The sequence below is a fragment of the Streptomyces sp. NPDC048424 genome (assembly GCF_040651555.1).
In the GTDB taxonomy this organism is placed as follows: Bacteria; Actinomycetota; Actinomycetes; order Streptomycetales; family Streptomycetaceae; genus Streptomyces.
Genome location: NZ_JBEZKE010000006.1, coordinates 114,788 through 131,432, shown reverse-complemented (window position 1 = coordinate 131,432; position 16,645 = coordinate 114,788). Strand labels below are relative to the sequence as shown.

18 protein-coding genes are annotated in these 16,645 nt (G+C 73.5%); 8 read left to right on the top strand and 10 right to left on the bottom strand.

Features of this window, described 5'->3' with window-relative positions:
* Positions 1-64 precede the first annotated feature (64 nt).
* Complete coding sequence (locus AB0D29_RS11055; protein WP_362853312.1) at positions 65-877, top strand: DUF1206 domain-containing protein; 813 nt, start codon at positions 65-67, stop codon at positions 875-877.
* Between the two features lie 44 nt (positions 878-921).
* Here AB0D29_RS11055 and AB0D29_RS11050 read toward each other — a convergent pair whose 3' ends face one another.
* Positions 922-2,280, bottom strand: a complete 1,359-nt coding sequence (locus AB0D29_RS11050; RefSeq protein ID WP_362853311.1) for a M64 family metallopeptidase — start codon at positions 2,278-2,280, stop codon at positions 922-924.
* A 138-nt stretch (positions 2,281-2,418) separates the two neighbouring features.
* Here AB0D29_RS11050 and AB0D29_RS11045 point away from each other — a divergent pair, with 138 nt between their 5' ends.
* On the top strand, positions 2,419-3,798 hold the full coding sequence (locus AB0D29_RS11045; protein ID WP_362853309.1) for a helix-turn-helix transcriptional regulator: 1,380 nt from the start codon (positions 2,419-2,421) through the stop codon (positions 3,796-3,798).
* On the opposite strand, the gene AB0D29_RS11040 is transcribed toward AB0D29_RS11045, so the two are convergent.
* From AB0D29_RS11040 to AB0D29_RS11020, 5 genes are all read right to left on the bottom strand, one after another.
* Positions 3,761-4,309: a hypothetical protein gene (locus AB0D29_RS11040; RefSeq protein WP_362853307.1), complete on the bottom strand. Its 549-nt coding sequence runs from the start codon at positions 4,307-4,309 to the stop codon at positions 3,761-3,763. The two genes, AB0D29_RS11045 and AB0D29_RS11040, sit on opposite strands and share 38 nt — an antisense overlap.
* Positions 4,310-4,408: 99 nt before the next feature.
* Positions 4,409-5,308 carry an MFS transporter gene (locus AB0D29_RS11035; RefSeq protein WP_362853305.1) on the bottom strand — a complete coding sequence of 300 codons (900 nt, stop codon included), beginning with the start codon at positions 5,306-5,308 and terminating at the stop codon, positions 4,409-4,411.
* Between the two features lie 24 nt (positions 5,309-5,332).
* The gene (locus AB0D29_RS11030) at positions 5,333-5,914 is read right to left on the bottom strand and encodes a helix-turn-helix domain-containing protein (protein WP_362853303.1); all 582 of its coding nucleotides are present in this window, start codon (positions 5,912-5,914) and stop codon (positions 5,333-5,335) included.
* A gap of 134 nt (positions 5,915-6,048) precedes the next feature.
* On the bottom strand, positions 6,049-6,354 hold the full coding sequence (gene rpsN, locus AB0D29_RS11025; RefSeq protein ID WP_362853301.1) for a 30S ribosomal protein S14: 306 nt from the start codon (positions 6,352-6,354) through the stop codon (positions 6,049-6,051).
* The gene (locus tag AB0D29_RS11020) at positions 6,354-6,494 is read right to left on the bottom strand and encodes a hypothetical protein (protein ID WP_362853300.1); all 141 of its coding nucleotides are present in this window, start codon (positions 6,492-6,494) and stop codon (positions 6,354-6,356) included. The genes rpsN and AB0D29_RS11020 overlap by 1 nt, the downstream gene beginning before the upstream one ends.
* A 17-nt stretch (positions 6,495-6,511) precedes the next feature.
* On the opposite strand from AB0D29_RS11020, the gene rpmG reads away from it, so the two are divergent.
* Genes rpmG through rpsR form a run of 4 tightly spaced genes read left to right on the top strand, consistent with a single transcriptional unit; the run spans position 6,512 to position 8,379 of the window.
* Positions 6,512-6,676 (top strand): 50S ribosomal protein L33, encoded by a 165-nt coding sequence (gene rpmG / locus AB0D29_RS11015; RefSeq protein ID WP_362853298.1) that lies wholly within the window; start codon positions 6,512-6,514, stop codon positions 6,674-6,676.
* Positions 6,677-6,717: 41 nt separating this feature from the next.
* Positions 6,718-6,966 (top strand): type B 50S ribosomal protein L31, encoded by a 249-nt coding sequence (locus tag AB0D29_RS11010; protein ID WP_362853296.1) that lies wholly within the window; start codon positions 6,718-6,720, stop codon positions 6,964-6,966.
* On the top strand, positions 6,963-8,105 hold the full coding sequence (locus AB0D29_RS11005; protein ID WP_362853295.1) for a GTP-binding protein: 1,143 nt from the start codon (positions 6,963-6,965) through the stop codon (positions 8,103-8,105). The genes AB0D29_RS11010 and AB0D29_RS11005 overlap by 4 nt, the downstream gene beginning before the upstream one ends.
* Before the next feature lie 37 nt (positions 8,106-8,142).
* Positions 8,143-8,379, top strand: coding sequence for a 30S ribosomal protein S18 (rpsR, locus tag AB0D29_RS11000; protein WP_362853294.1), 237 nt, complete (start codon positions 8,143-8,145; stop codon positions 8,377-8,379).
* A gap of 74 nt (positions 8,380-8,453) precedes the next feature.
* On the opposite strand, the gene AB0D29_RS10995 is transcribed toward rpsR, so the two are convergent.
* Both AB0D29_RS10995 and AB0D29_RS10990 read right to left on the bottom strand, forming a co-directional pair.
* On the bottom strand, positions 8,454-8,693 hold the full coding sequence (locus AB0D29_RS10995; protein ID WP_362853292.1) for a DUF6158 family protein: 240 nt from the start codon (positions 8,691-8,693) through the stop codon (positions 8,454-8,456).
* Between the two features lie 134 nt (positions 8,694-8,827).
* Positions 8,828-9,736: a LysR family transcriptional regulator gene (locus AB0D29_RS10990; RefSeq protein ID WP_362853290.1), complete on the bottom strand. Its 909-nt coding sequence runs from the start codon at positions 9,734-9,736 to the stop codon at positions 8,828-8,830.
* 183 nt (positions 9,737-9,919) lie between these two features.
* On the opposite strand from AB0D29_RS10990, the gene AB0D29_RS10985 reads away from it, so the two are divergent.
* On the top strand, positions 9,920-10,450 hold the full coding sequence (locus AB0D29_RS10985; RefSeq protein WP_362853288.1) for a DUF6817 domain-containing protein: 531 nt from the start codon (positions 9,920-9,922) through the stop codon (positions 10,448-10,450).
* Positions 10,451-10,456: 6 nt separating this feature from the next.
* Here AB0D29_RS10985 and AB0D29_RS10980 read toward each other — a convergent pair whose 3' ends face one another.
* Positions 10,457-13,708, bottom strand: coding sequence for a TIM-barrel domain-containing protein (locus AB0D29_RS10980; RefSeq protein WP_362853286.1), 3,252 nt, complete (start codon positions 13,706-13,708; stop codon positions 10,457-10,459).
* Between the two features lie 222 nt (positions 13,709-13,930).
* Positions 13,931-15,529 carry an alpha/beta hydrolase gene (locus tag AB0D29_RS10975; protein WP_362853285.1) on the bottom strand — a complete coding sequence of 533 codons (1,599 nt, stop codon included), beginning with the start codon at positions 15,527-15,529 and terminating at the stop codon, positions 13,931-13,933.
* Positions 15,530-15,724: 195 nt separating this feature from the next.
* Here AB0D29_RS10975 and AB0D29_RS10970 point away from each other — a divergent pair, with 195 nt between their 5' ends.
* Positions 15,725-16,582 carry an MBL fold metallo-hydrolase gene (locus tag AB0D29_RS10970; RefSeq protein ID WP_362853283.1) on the top strand — a complete coding sequence of 286 codons (858 nt, stop codon included), beginning with the start codon at positions 15,725-15,727 and terminating at the stop codon, positions 16,580-16,582.
* Positions 16,583-16,645: the final 63 nt, after the last annotated feature.

Here is a 16,645-nt window from a genome sequence, read left to right as displayed (position 1 = left end):
CGCGTACGCGTCCGCCCACCGCGCCGGACCGAGCGGAAGGGGGGCTGGTCTCATGGTCGGCCGAATGGCACGTGAGGGCGCACGGACCGGGTCCCGGGGCGGCACGGGGCGCGAGGTGGTGGCGCGGTGCGGACTCGTGGCGCGCGGACTGCTGTACGTGCTCGTCGGCGTGCTCGCGGTGCGGGTGGCGTTCGGCGACGGCGGCCAGGAGGCGGACCGCACGGGCGCGCTGCAGGAGCTGGCGGAGAAGCCCCTCGGCGGCTTCCTGGTGTGGGCCGTCGGAATCGGCCTCGTGTGCATGATGCTGTGGCGGCTGTCGGAGGCGGTGTTCGGCGCCGCCGGCCCCGATGGCGACAAGGCCTCCAAACGACTGGCGTCGGCCGCCCGGACCGTGTTCTACGGGGTCGTGGCGTTCTCGGTGCTGTCCTTCGCGGCCGGAACCGGCGGCGGGCGGTCCAGCGACGAGCAGTCGCGCGACGTGACCTCGAAGGTGATGGAGGCGCCGGGCGGCCCGTGGTGGGTGGGGGTGGCCGGGGCGGCCATCGCCGTGGGCGGCATCGTGATCGCCGTACAGGCGGCCCGCCGCTCGTTCCGCAAGCAGCTGGAGATGGGCCGGGTGCCCGAGGGCGTCCGCAGGGCGGTCGAGTTCCTCGGGGTCGCCGGCGGCCTGGCCCGCGGCGCGCTCTTCACGGCGGCCGGGGCCTTCGTCGTCTACGCGGCCGTCAGCTACGACCCCTCGCAGGCGAAGGGCGTCGACGACACCCTCAGGGCCTTCGCCCAGACCCCGGCGGGACCGTGGCTCCTCGTGCTGGTCGCCGCCGGGCTCGTGCTGTTCGGGCTGTTCTCCTGGGCGCTGGCCTGCTGGCGCCGCGTGTGAGGCGAGCGGCCGGTGGGGCGCTGGTCAGAGCCGTGGGGCGCTGGTCAGAGCCTGACCGTCCAGGTGGCCGTGGACCGCAGCGTACGGATGGTCTTCGGGTCGCGCACCGACGGCGTTCGGTCCTCGGCCGTGACCGACAGCCGGTGCGTCCGGAGGTCGAACAGCCACAGCTCCGCCACCGGCACCTCGGTACGGCCCTCGAAGCGCTTCAGCTCCCTGCCGTCGAGGTACCAGCGGACCACCGGCTGCCTGCCGTCCGCCCCGAACAGCCTCGGTACGGATGCCTTCGCCGTGTGGCGCAGCCGCAGGGTGCGGTCGGTCGGGGTGAGCGGGGTGACGATCCGCGCGTGCTGGTAGAAGCCGGCGATCATGGACTCGACGCCCGGCAGGTTGAAGGGCTTGCCGAGGACCCGCATGAGGGAGTTGTCGGTGGGCCGGTACAGCCCGGTCACGAAGTAGTTGCCGCCCTCGTGGGCGCCGACCGTGCCGCCGTCGGGTGACTCCTCGCCGAGCCAGCGGTACCACTTGGCGCGCTGCGCGGCCATCCGGTCGGCGGTCAGGGCGGTGCTGTTGGATTCGGCGGGCTCGGGTCCGGTGTACTTCTCGTAGTCGGGGACGCCCGGGTAGAAGTACTCGTCGGCGAGCTTGCCCAGCGAGTGGCCGGTCTCGTGGATGGCGACCTGGCCTGACTTCGGGTGGCCCGCCGAGGCCGTGGAGATCCCCTCGTAGCCGAGGGTGGCGCTGCGCTCGTTGTAGCCGGCCCCGCCGTACTTGGCGCTGTTGGCGAGGACGATGACCAGGTCGGCCGCGGGCGCCTTCGCCACGTACGCGTCGACCTTGGGCTGGTCGATGCAGAGCAGCCGCTCGATGTCCTCGCACCAGAAGTACGAGCCGAGGGCGGTGTCGCGGACGGTGGCGGGATCGGGGTCGCCGGAGACGCCGGAGTCGTGGGAGACCGCGTCGACGGTCCAGACGTTGAAGAGGTTCCGGTACGTGGTGTACGGCTCGACGGCCGTCACCTCGGCCCACTTCTGTTCGGCGTCGGCGTGGAAGCGCGCCAGCTCGGCGGCGGTGTAGCCGTCACCGATGACGACGACGTCGAGGCGGTCGGCGGTGGAGCCGTTGTCGATCAGTTTGGTGACCGCGCCGTCGGCCTCGCGCTGCGCCGGGGAGAGCCGGCCCGCGCTCTTCGCGGGGCCGCCCGCGGCCGGCACCCGGGCGTGGCCGGATCCGGCGTCGCCGCCCTGCTCCGGGCCCGGTATCTCCACCTCCACCCGGCTCTTGGCGGCCGGCGGGTCGGCCGCGTCGGCGGGCCCGGCGGCCACCAGCGCGGCGGTCGCGCAGACCATCGCGACGGCCGCGCGCAGCGCCGTGCGGACGGCCGGACGTCTGACTCGAACCATGAAGTCCTCCCCCGTGAACGGAAGTTAAGCAGTCTGGTAAATCTGCTGAAGTGGTTGCTTAAACTAGGTGGCGCGCGAGTGGTGCGCAATGCCTGCTCCCCCTGAATACTGGGGAGTTCGAGCAACCAGGGGGACTTCATGGACGAACCGGCCCTGATCGGCCGCAGGGTTCAGCGCATGCGCGGTGAACTGGGCCTGACCCAGCGACAGTTGGCGGAACCGGCATATACCCCGGCCTATGTCTCCACCCTGGAGTCGGGCAAGGTCCGCCCCTCCGAGACCGCGCTGCGCTTCCTCGCCGCACGCCTGGGCACCTCGTACGAGGAGCTGACCACCGGCCGCCCCGCCCACCTGGCCACCGAGCTGCGGCTCGCCCTCACCGACGTCCAGCAGACGCTCGCCACGGGCGAGGCCGCGGAGGCCGCCGTACGCTACCGGCGCCTGCTCACCGAGGCGGAGGGCCTCGGGCTCGTCCCCGAGCAGGCGGAGGCCCGGCTCGGACTCGGCGAATGCGCCCTGGAAGCCGGTGAACTACCGGACGCGATCGGCCACTTCGAGGCGGCCGAGCGACTGCTGGCCGACCAGCCGCTGCCCCGCCGCGCACGGCCGATCCGCGGGCGCGCCGTGGCCCACCTGCTCGCCGGTGAGCTGCGCTACGCCTGTTACCTCCTCGAATCCACCATCGACGAGCTGGGCGCGAGCGGGCTGGCCGATCCGGACGCGCTGGTGCTGCTCCACGCCGCGGTGATCGGTCCGTACATCGACATGGGCGCCCATGCCCGCGCCGCCCACGCCGCCGAGCTCGCGCTCGCGCTGGCCCCGCAGGTCAACGATCCGGCGCTGGTGGCGGGGATGCACCGGCAGGTGGCGCGGACCTTCCTCGCCGAGGGGCGGGTGGCCGACGCCGACGCCTCCCTCGCCAAGGCCCAGGCGATCTACGGGCAGTTGCGGCTGCGGACCGATCTGGCGCACTGCCACTGGATGCGCGGCTACGTACAGGCCCAGAACGGCGAGCTCGCCTCGGCGGAACGGGAGCTGCGCACGGCCCGGGACATGCTGTCGGCCCGGCGCGCGGGCCTCTACACGGCCCAGGTGGAGGTCGAGCTGGCCGATGTACTGCGGCAGCTGGGCCGGTACGAGGAGGCCGCCGGGCTGCTCTCCGCACTGTTGGACCTGGGCGACCGCCACGGCGCCGTCCACGCGGGGGGCGCGCACCGGCTCCTCGGCCTGATGGCCGAGGAGCGCGGTGACACCGAGGCCGCCGAGGAGCACTACGTGAAGGCGCTGGCGCTGCTGGAGCGGAGCGGGGCGACGGGGGACCTCGCCGATCTGTGCCGGCTGCTGGGCGACCTGATGCGGCGTACGGGCCGGGTGGAGGCGGCGATGGACGCCTACCGCACGGGCCTGGGCCACCGGGCGGCGCCGGGCACCACCACCCTGGGCCCGGCGCCCGCCGCGCCCGCGTTCCGGCCGGCGCGGCTCAGTGGTTCTCGGTGGGCCGCAGGTCCCGCGGAATGAGCGACCAGGTGGTGGCCGCCGCGACGACCGCGAGGCCGCCGGCCAGGAGGAACGCCGGGGTGATCGCCAGGGTGTAGGCCTGCGAGGCGGTGTCGAGCAGCGCCTGGCCGACGGAGCCGCCCAGCCGCTCCGCGGTGTGCGCGGCCTCGCCGACGGAGTCCCGTACGGCGGCGGCGGTGGGGCCGTCCAGGTCGAGGGCGGGCAGGTTGCCCCGGTAGAGCACGGCCGCGGTGGAGCCGAGGACGGCGACGCCCATGGCCGAGCCCAGCTCGTAGCAGGTCTCCTCTATCGCGGCGGCGCTGGAGACCTCGGCCGCGGGCGCGGCGGAGACCAGGGTCACCGAGGCGACGGTGGTCGCGATGCCGGCGCCGGCGCCCATGACGGCGAGGGCGGCCGCGAAGGCCGGGTAGCCCAGGTCGGTGAACTGCTGGAGGGTCCAGGGCAGGGCCATGCCGGCGGCCAGGACGACCAGTCCGGCGCCGAGCACGTGGCGGATCGCGAAGCGCTGCATCAGCGAGGGGGCCACCATCGAGGCGGCGATCAGGGCGAGCGGGGCGGGCAGGAGGCGTATCCCGGCCTGGAGCGGGGTGTAGCCCTCGCCGTACTGGAATCACTGGGTGACCAGGAACAGGATCGCGCCCATGCCCACCATGGGCAGGAAGATCGCGGTCGCGGCGACGCTGAAGGCGGGCTTGGCGAACAGCCGGACCTGCAACAGCGGGTTGTCCAGGCGCAGCTGGCGGCGTACGAAGACGGTCAGTGCGACGGCGGCGACGAGGAGCAGGGCCCAGGGCAGCGGGTCGGCGACCCCGCTCTTGCCGAGCTGCTTGATGCCCCCGGCCAGGGCGAGCATGCCGACGACCGACTGGCCGACGCCCCACCAGTCCCAGCGGCCGGCGCTGCGCGGGGAGCGCGATTCGGGCAGGTAGCGCAGGCCGGCCGCGACGATGACGGCGGCGACCGGGAGGTTCAGGAGGAAGGCCGAGTGCCAGCCGTAGTCCTGGACGAGGAGCCCGCCGACCACCGGCCCGAAGGCCATGCCGCCACCGAAGACGGCCGCCCAGACGGCGAGCGCGAAGGCGCGCTCCTTGGCGTCGGTGAAGACGGTGCGCAGGATCGACACGGTGGACGGCATGATGGCCGCGCCGCCGATGCCGAGCAGGGCGCGGGCGGCGATCACGTGCCAGGCCTCGGTGGAGAACACGGCTATGAGCGAGGCCAGCGAGAAGATGCCGAAGCCCGCCATGAGCAGCCGCTTGCGTCCCCAGCGGTCCCCGAGCGCGCCCGCGGTGACCAGCAGGCCGGACAGGGCGAGCGCGTAGACGTCGATGATCCACAGCTGCTGCACGGCGCCGGGCCGGAGGTCGCCGACGAGCGAGGGGAAGGCCACGTTGAGGATCGTGGTGTCCATGGAGATGAGCAGGAGGCTGCCGGAGAGGATCGCCAGGACGATCCACCGGCGGGGGGCCGGCGCGGGGGTGTGCATCGGGTTCCGTTCGAAGTGGTTCACGGTGTGCGCACGGTGGCGCGCGGGTCAGGGTGCGGGGTCGCCGGCAGGGGGCTGCGCGGCGGGCCGCGTCCCGCTGAGGAAGGAGGTCAGGACCAGGTGGCCGATCTGGCGGCGGGCCAGGTGGCCGTCGCGTACGCCCTCGGCGGCCGCGTCGAGCAGGCCCCAGAGCGAGTACCAGATCCAGTACGGCGGCAGGTCGGCGCGCAGTCGCCCCAGCCGCTGGCCGAGGGCGAGGAAGGCCAGGGCCCGCCGGTCCTGCCGGTCGACGCCGGCGCGGAACTCCGGGTCTGCGAGGACGGTGGCGTCGCGCGAGGTGAATCCGTAGAGGTGCGCGGCGGGCATCAGGGCGAGGACCAGGTCCTCCAGGGCGGCGTCGAAGGCGGCCCCGTCGGCGTCCTCGGCCAGGTCGAGCGGGGCCAGGCACCCGTCGACCACCTCGATCGCGCGGACCGCGACGGCCTTCAGCAGGGCCTCGCGGGTCGCGTAGCGGCGGCTGAGCGTGGCGCGACTGGTCCCGATCCCGGCGGCGATCTGCACCATGGAGGCGCTGTGATCGCCGGCGAGGACGCGTGCGGCGCCGTCCAGCAGTTCTTCTTCGTGCACCATGACGATGAGCCTCCTTCGCCTCGAACGATACAAGATTGTCTCATTCGAAGCAAAGATGACCCACGTGTCGCGGCGCTGGACGCGCACCGGCCCGCACCCCCGAGGGGGTGCGGGCCGTTCTCGTCACCCGGGAGTCACCAGGAGGACTTGGTGACTCCGGGCAGGAATCCCGCGTGCGCCTGTTCGCGCATGCGGACGCGGGAGAGGCCGAACCTGCGCAGGTGCCCGCGCGGCCGCCCGTCCACGCCGTCCCGGTTGCGCGCCCGGGTGGCGCTGGCATCGCGCGGCTGGCGCCGCAACTCCGCGAGTGCGGCGGCGCGTTCGGCCTGGGTCGAGGACGGCCGCCGCACGGCCTCCTTCAGCTCCGCCCGACGGGCGGCGTACCGCTCGACGACCGCCTTGCGGCTCCCGTTCCGCGCGATCTTGCTCTTCTTCGCCATCAGATCCTCACCCCGCACGCCTCGATCCGCGCCGCCGCACTCTCGACACCCATGACGTCGACGGCCTTGATCGCCCTCGCCCTGAGGGCGAGCCGCATGTGACGCCCTTCATCGAGGGCCTTATTGATAATGGAAACCATTTGCATATACTAGCGGCATGGCACGCAACGAAATACGCCCGATCGTCAAGCTCCGCTCCACCGCCGGAACCGGCTACACGTACGTCACCCGCAAGAACCGGCGCAACGACCCCGACCGCATGGTGCTGCGCAAGTTCGACCCGGTGGTGCGCCGGCACGTCGACTTCCGCGAAGAGCGCTGACCCCCTCCCCCTGCCCCTCTGATCCCCAGGAGAAGAGCCCCGTGAAGCCCGGAATCCACCCCGCCTACGGCCCCGTCGTCTTCCGCGACAAGGCCGCCGACTTCGCCTTCCTCACCCGGTCGACCGCCACCAGCGACAAGACGGTCAAATGGGAGGACGGCCACACCTACCCCGTCATCGACGTGGAGATCTCCTCGAAGAGCCACCCCTTCTACACCGGCACCGCCCGCGTCCTGGACACCGCCGGCCGCGTCGAGCGCTTCCAGCGTCGGTACGGGAGCAAGCCGTGACCCTGCCCGTCGTCATCGTCGGCGGGCTCCACGCGGACGCCCGCCGGAGCGTGGTACGGGAGCTGCTCACCACCGTGCCCGGCAGTGTCGCCCTGCACCACGACCTCTCGACGGCGGCCGAGGGCACCGTGCGGCGCCTGGTGCGCGACTCCTCGGGCGAGCTGTCCCGGGGCGAGGCCCCGCTCGTCAACGACTGCGCGTGCTGCGCGCTGCGCGAGGACCTCGTCCCGGAGCTGCGCCGGCTGGCAGCGGACGGGCCGGCCCGGCTCGCCGTCGTCGAACTGTGGGATTCCGTCGAGCCGCGCGCGATGGCCGAGGTCGTCGCCGCGCACGGCGGCGCGGCGCTGGACCTGACCAATGTGATCACCGCCGTCGACCCCGCCCTCGTCCTGCCGTACCTCGCCAACGGGGACGACCTGACGGAGGCGGGGCTCGCCTCGGCGGCCACCGACCAGCGGACCGTCGGCGACACCTGGGCCCGGCAGCTGGAGTACGCGCCGGTCCTCGCGCTCGTCGGCGGTGCGGACGCGGAGGCGGAGGACCGCGCCCTGTTGGCTCAGCTCCACCCGACCGCTCGGCGGGTGGAGACCGGGACCGGTGAACTGGCGCGGACGGCCTTCGCGGGATTCGACACCGAGGCGGCGGCCGCCGCCCAGCACCCGGCCTGCGCGCGGCTTCCGCAGGAGGCGGACGAGGCCGGAGTGGCCACCCTCGTCTGGCACCGCCACCGGCCCTTCCACCCGGAGCGGCTCTACGCGGCCCTGGAGGACCTGGCCTGTGCGGCAGCCCGCAGCCGCGGCCGCTTCTGGCTCGCCGACCGTCCCGACACCCTGCTGGCCTGGGACGCCGCGGGCGGCGCGCTCTGCGTGGAGAACGGCGGTCCGTGGCTGGCCTCGCTGCCGGACGCCGCGTGGGAGATGGTGCCTCCCGTGCGCAGGGCGGCCGCCGCCCTGGGCTGGCACCCCGAGCACGGCGACTGCTGCCAGCACCTGGTCTTCACCTCGCCCGGTCTCGACCGTGAGGGGCTGGCGCGGCTCCTCGAGTCGTGCCTGCTGACCGACGCCGAGTACGCCGCCGGGCGGGAGGCGTGGAAGCGCCTGCCGCCCGCCTTCGGCGCGCTGCTCGACCCCGTCTCCTGACCCGTCCCGTCCCGTCCCGAAAGCCGAAGGAATCCGCATGGCCCGCCGTCACGACCCCCGCAAGCCCGTCAAGGCCCGTCCCAATCCGCTGGACGCCGCCGAGATCACGTACATCGACTACAAGGACACGGACCTGCTGCGGAAGTTCGTCTCCGACCGCGGCAAGATCCGCAGCCGCCGTGTCACCCGGGTCAGCGCCCGGCAGCAGCGCCGGCTGGCCGCGGCGGTCAAGAACGCCCGCGAGATGGCCCTGCTCCCCTACGCCACCCGGTGACCGGGCTCCGGCGGTCGGGTCCTCGGGGAGGTCTCCCCGGGCCGGCCGCCGGGTACGGGACGGGCCCGCGATGGCTAGTCGGCGCCGCGGGCACGGGCCCCCGAGCGGGTGCGACCCGGGGTCTGGGCCCGCTGCGGGTGGCGGCGCACGTACTCGTGCTCCAGTTCGTTCATCCGCTTCGTGTGGGTGACCAGCGCGTCGTCGGACCCGTGCAGCAGGGTCTCGTGGCGCGTGCGGTGGATGGCCTCCAGCTCCTTCAGGAGCCTGCCCTCCTCCAGATTCCGCGCCGCCGGACCGCCGTCGTGCTCCGTCATGGCACGTGCACCTCCTCCGCCGGGCCGCGGGATCACGCCTGGCCTTCGTCCCCGGCCCCTCCATCATCCTCCGCCCCGCGCCCCGCGTCCTCGTCAGCCGCCGAACCCCCGTGGCGGCCGGGGGTACCGGGGCGTCACTGCTGCCCGGCGGCGCGCGCCCGGCAGCTGCGGGCGACCTCGTCGGCGAAGACGAGGGCCGGCGGGGCGAGCGCGGCCCAGCGGCGGACCGCCCAGCCCACCGCGAGCGGCGGCAGGGCGGGAACGGGCACGAGGCGCAGCGGGCCGTCGGCGCCGGGGACCTGCCAGCCGGGCAGCGCGGGCACGACGGCGTGGCCCAGGCCCAGTTCGGCGAGGAGCAGGGCGGTGTCCCAGTCGGCCACGCTGGTGTCGGAGCGTACGTGGATGCCCGACTCGGCGAAGGCGGCGTCGAGGTGGGCGCGGGAGGCGGAGTTCTCCGGGAGCCGGATGTGGCGGATGTCGGCCAGGTCGGCGGGATCGATGCGCGGGCGGGCGGCGAGGGGGTCGTCGGCGCCCACGGCGAGCACCCAGGGCAGTTCCATGACCGGACGCTGTTCGATGCCGCGGACCGGTTTGCCGATGGTGATCCAGGCGAGGTCGAGGTCGTCGGCGGCCAGGGCGTCGAAGCAGCTGCGGCTGGAGTTCTCGGTCTGGAACTCCAGGCTCACCCCGGGGTGGAGGCGGCGGAAGGTGACGACGGCCTCGGACATGAAGTGCCGCACGGTCGTCGCGCCGGTGGTGACGCGCACCGAGCCGCCGCCGCCCCGTACGAGGTCGTCCACCCGGCGCAGGGCTCCGTCGAGACCGGCGATGCCGTCCGCCGCGGCGGCCTGGAGGATGCGGCCGGCCTCGGTGGGCACGACCCCGCGGGCGTGTCGCTCCAGGAGGCTCGCGCCGGTCTGCTTCTCCAGGTGTCGGACGTGCTGGCTGACGGCCGACTGGGTGCAGCCGAGGTCGCGGGCGACGGCGCTGAGGCTGCCGGCACGGCAGACGGCCACGAACACACGAAGATCGTCGAGGGTCACGGGATCCAAGGTATCGCTTGGGTGTGGGGAGTAAACCGGAGGATTGACTTGGGGTTTCGGCTGGATCAAGATCGATGCAGGGCCCGGGCGGCAACCCGTCCCCGCCGTCGCCACGGGGTCCGGACCCCCGGCGATAGGTGTGGACGGGTGCCGACCCACCACCACGACCCGAGGGGAGTACCCGTGTCGGAGCGCGCGGTCGCGTGGCTGCGGGATCTCGGTGCGCAGGATCTCGCCCACCCCGGCGGGACCCTGCTCGCGCACCTGGAGCGCGTACGGGCGCTGCTCGCCTCCTGGGGTGCACGGCCCGCTCTGCAACGGGCGGGCCTGTGCCACGCCTTCTACGGTACGGACGGGTTCCCCATGCCCCTGCTGCCGCTCGCCCGGCGGGCCGAGCTGGCCGAGGTGATCGGCGAGGAGGCCGAGGCGATCGTGTACCTCTACGCCGCCTGTGACCGGGCGGCGTCCTATCCGACGCTCGCCGACGAGGAGGCGGCCTTCCGGGACCGGTTCACCGGCCGTGTCCACTCCCCCGCCGTGGAGCTGCGGAGGGACTTCGCCGAGCTGTCGGCGGCCAACGAGCTCGACCTGGCGCGCATCGATCCCGCCTTCCGTGAGGCGTGGGGGCCCGGACTCCTCCGGTTGTTCGGCCGGTTCCGGGGGTTGCTGAGCGAGCCGGCCCGGCGGGAGTGCCGGGCCGTGCTCGGCGGCTGAGGGGCATCAGGGGGTGAAGGTCCAGCGCTGGGCCGGGGTGTTGTCGCAGGCGGCGCGGGTGAGGGTGGTGCCGTTGGCGGTGCCCGAGCCGGCCGGGGTGAGGCATTGGCCGGCGCTGCGCAGGGTGCTCTGAGGTCCTGCCTGCCAGCTCTGGCCGGGGCTGCCGTCGCAGGTCCGGATGGTCAGGCGGGTGGCGTTCGCGCCGTCGAGGCAGACGCCCGTGAGGCCGGTGAGGCGGCCGTCGCTCTGGAGGGTCCAGCGTTGGTTGGGGCCGCCGTGGCAGGTGTAGAGGGTGGGTTCGGTGCCCGGGGTGGTGGCGCTGTGCGGCAGGTCCAGGCAGCTCCCGGAGGCCGCGTTGACGAGGGTGGCGTCCGCGGGGAGGGGGGCCGGGCGGCCGGTGAGGGTGATCTCGGCGGCGCTGGTCCAGGGGCCGCGCCCGCCGGCCTCGGTGAGAGCTTTGAGGCGCAGGTAGCGGCCGCTCTTCGGGGTGAGGGGGACGGTCTTGGCGGCCGCGGTGTCGGGGAAGGTGCCGCCGGCCACCGGTGGCCCCCAGTCGGCGGTGGTGTTGGAGACGTAGACCTCGTAGCCGCCGATCCGGCCGTTGACGCCGCCGTCCTGGCGGGGCAGGTAGCCGAGGCCGTCGACCGCGTAGCGGGCGCCGAGGTCGATCTGGATCTCGTGCGGCAGCGCTGCGGGCTTCGCGCCGGACCAGGCGGAGTGCCACAGCGTGGCCGGGTTCCCGTCGAAGGCGCCCGCGGCGGCGCCGTTCTCGGCGCTGGTCTCCTGGCTGTCGGCGTAGGCCAGGGACCAGGACGACCTGTCGATGGGGGCGGCGGAGGGCAGCGCCTCGGCCGCGGGGAGGCTGGTGCCGGTGGCCGAGACGCTGAAGGCGCCCGCCTTGGAGCCCGTCTTGACCCAGAGCACGCCGGAGCGGTCCGCCGGGTCGAAGAACCAGCCCGAGGCGGCGGAGTCGTAGGCGGCCTTGGAGGTCAGGCGCACCGCCGCGGTTCCGTCCACTGTGAGGGACGTCGGCGCGGAGGCCACGTGGAGGGTGAGCTCGTAGCCACGGGAGGCCGGCTTGCCGGTGTAACTGCCGTTGGGGGCACCGACGTTGACGGTGACCGTGCCGGAGCCGGCCGTCGGGGCGGCGACGTCGACCCGCTGGCGGGCGTAGGCGCCGGACTGGTGGGCACGGGTGCGGCCGTCGTCCTCGTAGAGGCTGAAGGAGGAGTTGCCGCGCGGGTGGATGTCGTAGGTGAGGGTGGAGACGGGCTTCTCCCCCGTGTGGTTCATCTGCGGCCACATCGGCACGACGGCGCCGCCCTTGACGAAGAGCGGGAGGGTGTCGAGGGGTGCCCGGTAGCCGTTGAGGCGGCCCGGGCCCGCGTACGTCTTCCCGGTCCAGTAGTCCGTCCAGGTTCCGGCGGGGAGGTAGATGCCGTCGCGGACCGAGGTGTCGGAGACGACGGGGGCGACGAGGAGGGAGTCGCCGGCCATGAACTGGCCGCTGGTGGCGTTGCCGCGGGCCACCGGGTCGTCGGGGTACTCCAGGACCATGGCGCGGGTGCTGGGGACGCCGCTCTCGTGGGCGACGCGGCTCATCGTGTACAGGTACGGCATCAGCCGCATCTTGAGCTGGAGGTACTTGCGGTTGATGGAGAGGTAGGGCTCGGCGAAGCGCCAGGGCTGCTTGTCCTGGTAGCCGGCGGACGGGTTGGTCGCGCCCCAGCCGGACATCGTCATGAAGGCCGGGGTGAAGGCCTTCCACTGGAGGTCGCGGGTGTAGGTCTTGGGGCTGCCCCCGAAGATCCCGTCGACGTCGCCGGCGGCGTAGTTGAGGCCGGAGAGGCCCGCTCCGGTGATGGCGGGGACGTGCCAGCGCATGTCGTCCCAGGTGCCGTGGGTGTCGCCGGTCCAGACGACGGCGTTGCGCTGGGTGCCCGCCCAGCCGTCGACGGTCCAGACGTAGCGGCGGGCGTCGGAGTTCTTCTCGATCCCGTCGACGGCCTGCTGCACTCCGTCGAAGGCGTACTTGTAGCCGCTGCCGATCCACGCCACGTCGGTCTTCACGCCGCGGCTGCCGGCCGTGCCCACCTCGTCGGCGATGGAACCGAGGCCGGTGGAGGTCCACAGGCCGGTCTGGAATCCCTTGGCCTTGAGGGCGTCCACCGTGGACTTGAGGGGCTTGGTGTAACCGCAGCCGTAGCCGTCGTTGGGCAGGAACCAGCCCGAGGGCATGTCGGCGGCGCGGGCGTCGGCCGCGTAGCCGACGACGTCGGGGGTGGTCTGGTGGCGCGGCCGGTTGTGATCGCCCTGGTAGTCGGGGTTGGAGGCGTTGAAGCAGTCGGCGTTGCCGAGTTCGAAGCCCCACATCGGAGCCATGAACGGCTTTCCGCTGACGTCGGTGTACGCGTCGAGCACGGACTTGAGGGAGTCGCCGGTGAAGTACCAGGCGTCGAAGCGCTTCTCGTCGTGGGTGAGGGTGGTGGGTGCGTTGAAGCCGTACGAGCCCGGGGCCCAGGTGTTGCGCATGACGCCGTAGCCGTTGGTGGACATGTAGAAGGGGGCGGGGCTGGCGTTGTCGTTCTCGCGCCACTTGTTGTCGACGGCGATCGGGACGGTCTTGTCGCGCAGCGCCCATTCCCCGAGGCGCAGGCCGGTTCCGTAGAACTGCTCGTCCGCGCCGCGCGCGAGGTACTGGGTGGTCTGGCTGCCGGTCCAGCTGGTGGGCTGGGTCTCCTGCCAGACGGGGGTGGTGTTGTCGGCGCGGTAGACGGAGAACCGCAGGGGCGCCTTGTTGACCCGGATGGAGAGGGCTCCGGTGGTGATCCGGTAGTACGCGCCGGCGTCGGAGAAGGACGTGGCCACGGAGCCGAAGTCGGTGGTGGTGGCGAGGTCGGAACCGGCCGGGTCGTTGGTGAAGGTGCCGTCGGGCGAGAGCCAGAGGCGGAAGATGTCGGCGCGGGCGACGACCACGCGGGCCTTGGCCCCGCCGGAGGCCGTGACGGTGAAGGTGTTCCCGGACTGGGTGAAGCCGGTGACGTCGCCCGCGGTGGCCGTGGCCCCGGCTGGGGCCGCGGTGGCGGGCGGGGCGAGGGGGCCCGCGGCGGCCAGGCCCGCGACGGTGAGGGCGGCGGCGAGCAGGGCGGCGCCCGGGGCGCGGCGGCGCCTGCCCGGACGCGCCCGGGCACCTGGGCGGCGTTGCCCGTCGTACTGGTCTTGTCGGCGCTGGCTCCTGCGGATGCTCGGCAGTCTCATGGGCAGCTCCTCGTGCGGTCCGCAGCGCGGACACAGCTCTTTGGCATGCGCCCGACAAGATAGCGCTCCATAGCCCATTGATGAAAGATGATGCTCGAAGTCGGCCGAGATCACGCACCTTCGAGCATCGGTGGTGTGAACATCAGGGCAACATCAAGCAGGGCACGGCACCCGCCGGCCGGCCCGCCCGCCCGCCCGTCCGTCCGTCCGTCCGTCCGTCCGTCAGGAGAAGGGAACCCGGTCCGGGCCGCAGACCGTGCCCGGGGGCGGAAGCGTCCCGTCGACGAAGTAGCGGCTCTCGTACGCGCTGATGCAGCCGCTGTTGTGGTTGAACAGCGCGGTGTGCCCGTACCCGTCGTTGGTGAGCAGGCGGGCGTCCGCCAGCTCGGCGGCCATGGCCTGGGCACCCGCGTAGGGCGTGGAGGGGTCGTACCGGGTCCCGATCACCAGGACGGGACGGGCGGTGGGGCTGTTCCACGGGCCGTCGTACCCGGCGGCGGACCGGGCCGGCCAGGTGGCGCAGGGCTCCGCCGCCCACGTCCAGAAGCGTCCCGCGTCGCCGGCCCGCCGGGCGCTGTCCTCCTCCAGGCCGTGGTAGGCGGCGGGATCGCGCGGGTTGGGGCTGTCGGAGCACCACACGGCCGCCGCCTGCTCGCCCCCCAGGTACGGGTTCGGCTGGGCCACCGGGGGCGGCGGCGGGTACACCGGGGGCTCGGGGGTTCGGCCCTGCGAGAGCGCCTGGAGCCTGCCCGCGAGAGCCGTCCAGCCGGGGTCGACGATGTAGAGCCCGTTGACCGTGTCGGCGACCGTCTTGGCGTACGTCCACGGGCCGATCGGGCGCTCCCGCAGCCGCTGCATCAGCCTGTCGAACTTGTCACGGGTGGCCTCGGGGCTGCCCGCCGAGAAGGCGCAACGGGCCGTGGGCGCCGATCCGCACAGGGTGAGGAACCGGTCCAGGGTGGCCGCGGCGGTGAGGTCCGAGCCCATGCGCAGGAGGGTCGTGGTGCGGGGTTCGCCCTGCCGGGCGCCGTCGTCGGTCCAGGCCCGGGGGGCGATGTTGCTGTCGAGGACCATCGCGCGGACGTGGCCGGGGAAGAGGTTGGCGTAGGTGGCGCCGAGGATCGTGCCGTAGGAGACGCCCAGGTAGTTCAGCTGTGGTTCGCCCACCGACCGGCGGAGCAGGTCGAGGTCCCGGGCGGTGTCGGCGGTCGACACGTGGCGCAGCAGGTCCGGGTCGCGCTTCTCGCAGCGCCGGCCGAGGTCCTCGTACGCGTCGATCCACGCCTTCCGCTCCTGCGCGCCCACCGGGAAGCCGCCGGGTGGGCGGGCCGCCCAGGCACTGGCTTCCTCCGTGGTGTCGAAGCAGTTCACGGCGGTGCTGTTGCCGATCCCACGCGGGTCCCAGCTGACGATGTCGAACCGCTCCCGCAGTTCCTTGGGGAAGGCGTCGTAGTTCTGCGGCACCTGCACCGTCCCGGGGCCGCCGGGACCGCCGGGGTTCACGAACAGGGTGCCGATGCGTCGGCCGGGATCGGTGGCCTGCCGGCGGACGACCGCCAGGTCGATGGTGCGCCCCTCGGGGGCGGCGTGGTCGAGCGGCACCTTCGCCGTGGCGCAGTCCCACGGGCTGCCGGGCTTGCACGGACTCCAGTCCAGTTTCGGAGCGGTCGCCGAGGGTGACGGCGAGGGGGCTGTGGGCGCCGGGGGCGCGTTCGGTGCGGCGGCCGGTCCGGGCCCGGTGAGCAGCGCCGAGCAGGCCAGCGCGGCGGTGAGGACTGCCGCACGGCGTCGGCGGCGGGCTGTGGGGCCTGGTGCGGACATGTTCCGCCCTCCTCCGTAGCGGCGAGGGCTCGGTCCGGTGGTCGATGCCGCCGCATCGGTACACACGCCTCTGCCACCACGAAACCGCAAGGGGGCAGTGCGCGCGAGCCGGGCGCGGGATCGGTGCGGGCCCGGCCGACGGCTCGCTCCCCGGCGCCCGACGACGAGGGGAGGGGGCGAGGGTAGGTTGGACGTGTGATCGACTTTCTCCGGGGCGCCCCGGTTTCAGGCAGTCTCGACGTCGTCTGGCACGCGGGCTGGCCCTCCCCCAAGCACGACCCGGCCCCGGAGATCCAGGTCCACGCCTACTCCGAACACACGGTGATCCTGCGCCAGAACAAGTCCGTGCACTACGAAGCCCCGTTCCTCTTCCTCCTCTTCGGCAGTGACCGCGCGCTGCTCCTCGACACGGGCGCGTCCGCCGACCCGGCCCACTTCCCCCTGCGGGAAACGGTCGACCGGCTGGTCACCGAGTGGCTGGAACGCCATCCGAGGCCCGCGTACGCGCTGCTGGTCGCCCACACCCACGGACACGGCGACCACGTCGCGGCGGACCCGCAGTTCGCGGACCGGCCGCTCACCACGGTCGTGGGACCCGGACTGGACGAGGTCACGGCCGCCTTCGGCCTCACCGACTGGCCGCACCGCACCGGCGCACTGGACCTGGGCGGCCGGATCCTCGACCTGATCCCCGGCCCCGGCCACCAGCAGGCCGCCCTGGTCTTCCACGACCGCCACACCGGCCTCCTGCTGACCGGCGACTCCCTCTATCCGGGGCGGCTCTACATCGAGGACCGGGCGGCCTACTCGGCCACCGTCGACCGGCTGCTGGACTTCTGCGCCACCCGGCCGGTCCGCCATGTCCTCGGCTGCCACATCGAGATGAGCACGGCCGGCGAGGACTACCCCCGCGGCACCGTGCACCAGCCGGACGAGCCGCCGCTCCAGCTCGCCGCGGGCCATCTGCGCACGCTGCGCAGGGCCCTCGACGAGACGGCGGACCGCCACGGCACGCACCCCTACGGAGAGTTCGTCCTCGTGTACCGGGACTGACCGGCCGGGAGCGGGGCGATGCGGGATGCCGCCGGCGCGTGGGCCGGCGCCGCGTCGGCGGGA

Bases quoted from the DNA above. Each gene is read 5' to 3' on its own strand.
- AB0D29_RS11030 (WP_362853303.1), bottom strand. From the start codon at position 5,914: ATGGTGCACGAAGAAGAACTGCTGGACGGCGCCGCACGCGTCCTCGCC.
- AB0D29_RS11055 (WP_362853312.1), top strand. From the start codon at position 65: ATGGCACGTGAGGGCGCACGGACCGGGTCCCGGGGCGGCACGGGGCGC.
- AB0D29_RS10980 (WP_362853286.1), bottom strand. From the start codon at position 13,708: ATGAGACTGCCGAGCATCCGCAGGAGCCAGCGCCGACAAGACCAGTAC.
- AB0D29_RS11045 (WP_362853309.1), top strand. From the start codon at position 2,419: ATGGACGAACCGGCCCTGATCGGCCGCAGGGTTCAGCGCATGCGCGGT.
- AB0D29_RS10975 (WP_362853285.1), bottom strand. From the start codon at position 15,529: ATGTCCGCACCAGGCCCCACAGCCCGCCGCCGACGCCGTGCGGCAGTC.
- AB0D29_RS11020 (WP_362853300.1), bottom strand. From the start codon at position 6,494: ATGGTTTCCATTATCAATAAGGCCCTCGATGAAGGGCGTCACATGCGG.
- AB0D29_RS10995 (WP_362853292.1), bottom strand. From the start codon at position 8,693: ATGACGGAGCACGACGGCGGTCCGGCGGCGCGGAATCTGGAGGAGGGC.
- AB0D29_RS11040 (WP_362853307.1), bottom strand. From the start codon at position 4,309: ATGCAGCGCTTCGCGATCCGCCACGTGCTCGGCGCCGGACTGGTCGTC.
- AB0D29_RS11050 (WP_362853311.1), bottom strand. From the start codon at position 2,280: ATGGTTCGAGTCAGACGTCCGGCCGTCCGCACGGCGCTGCGCGCGGCC.
- rpmG (WP_362853298.1), top strand. From the start codon at position 6,512: ATGGCACGCAACGAAATACGCCCGATCGTCAAGCTCCGCTCCACCGCC.
- rpsN (WP_362853301.1), bottom strand. From the start codon at position 6,354: ATGGCGAAGAAGAGCAAGATCGCGCGGAACGGGAGCCGCAAGGCGGTC.
- rpsR (WP_362853294.1), top strand. From the start codon at position 8,143: ATGGCCCGCCGTCACGACCCCCGCAAGCCCGTCAAGGCCCGTCCCAAT.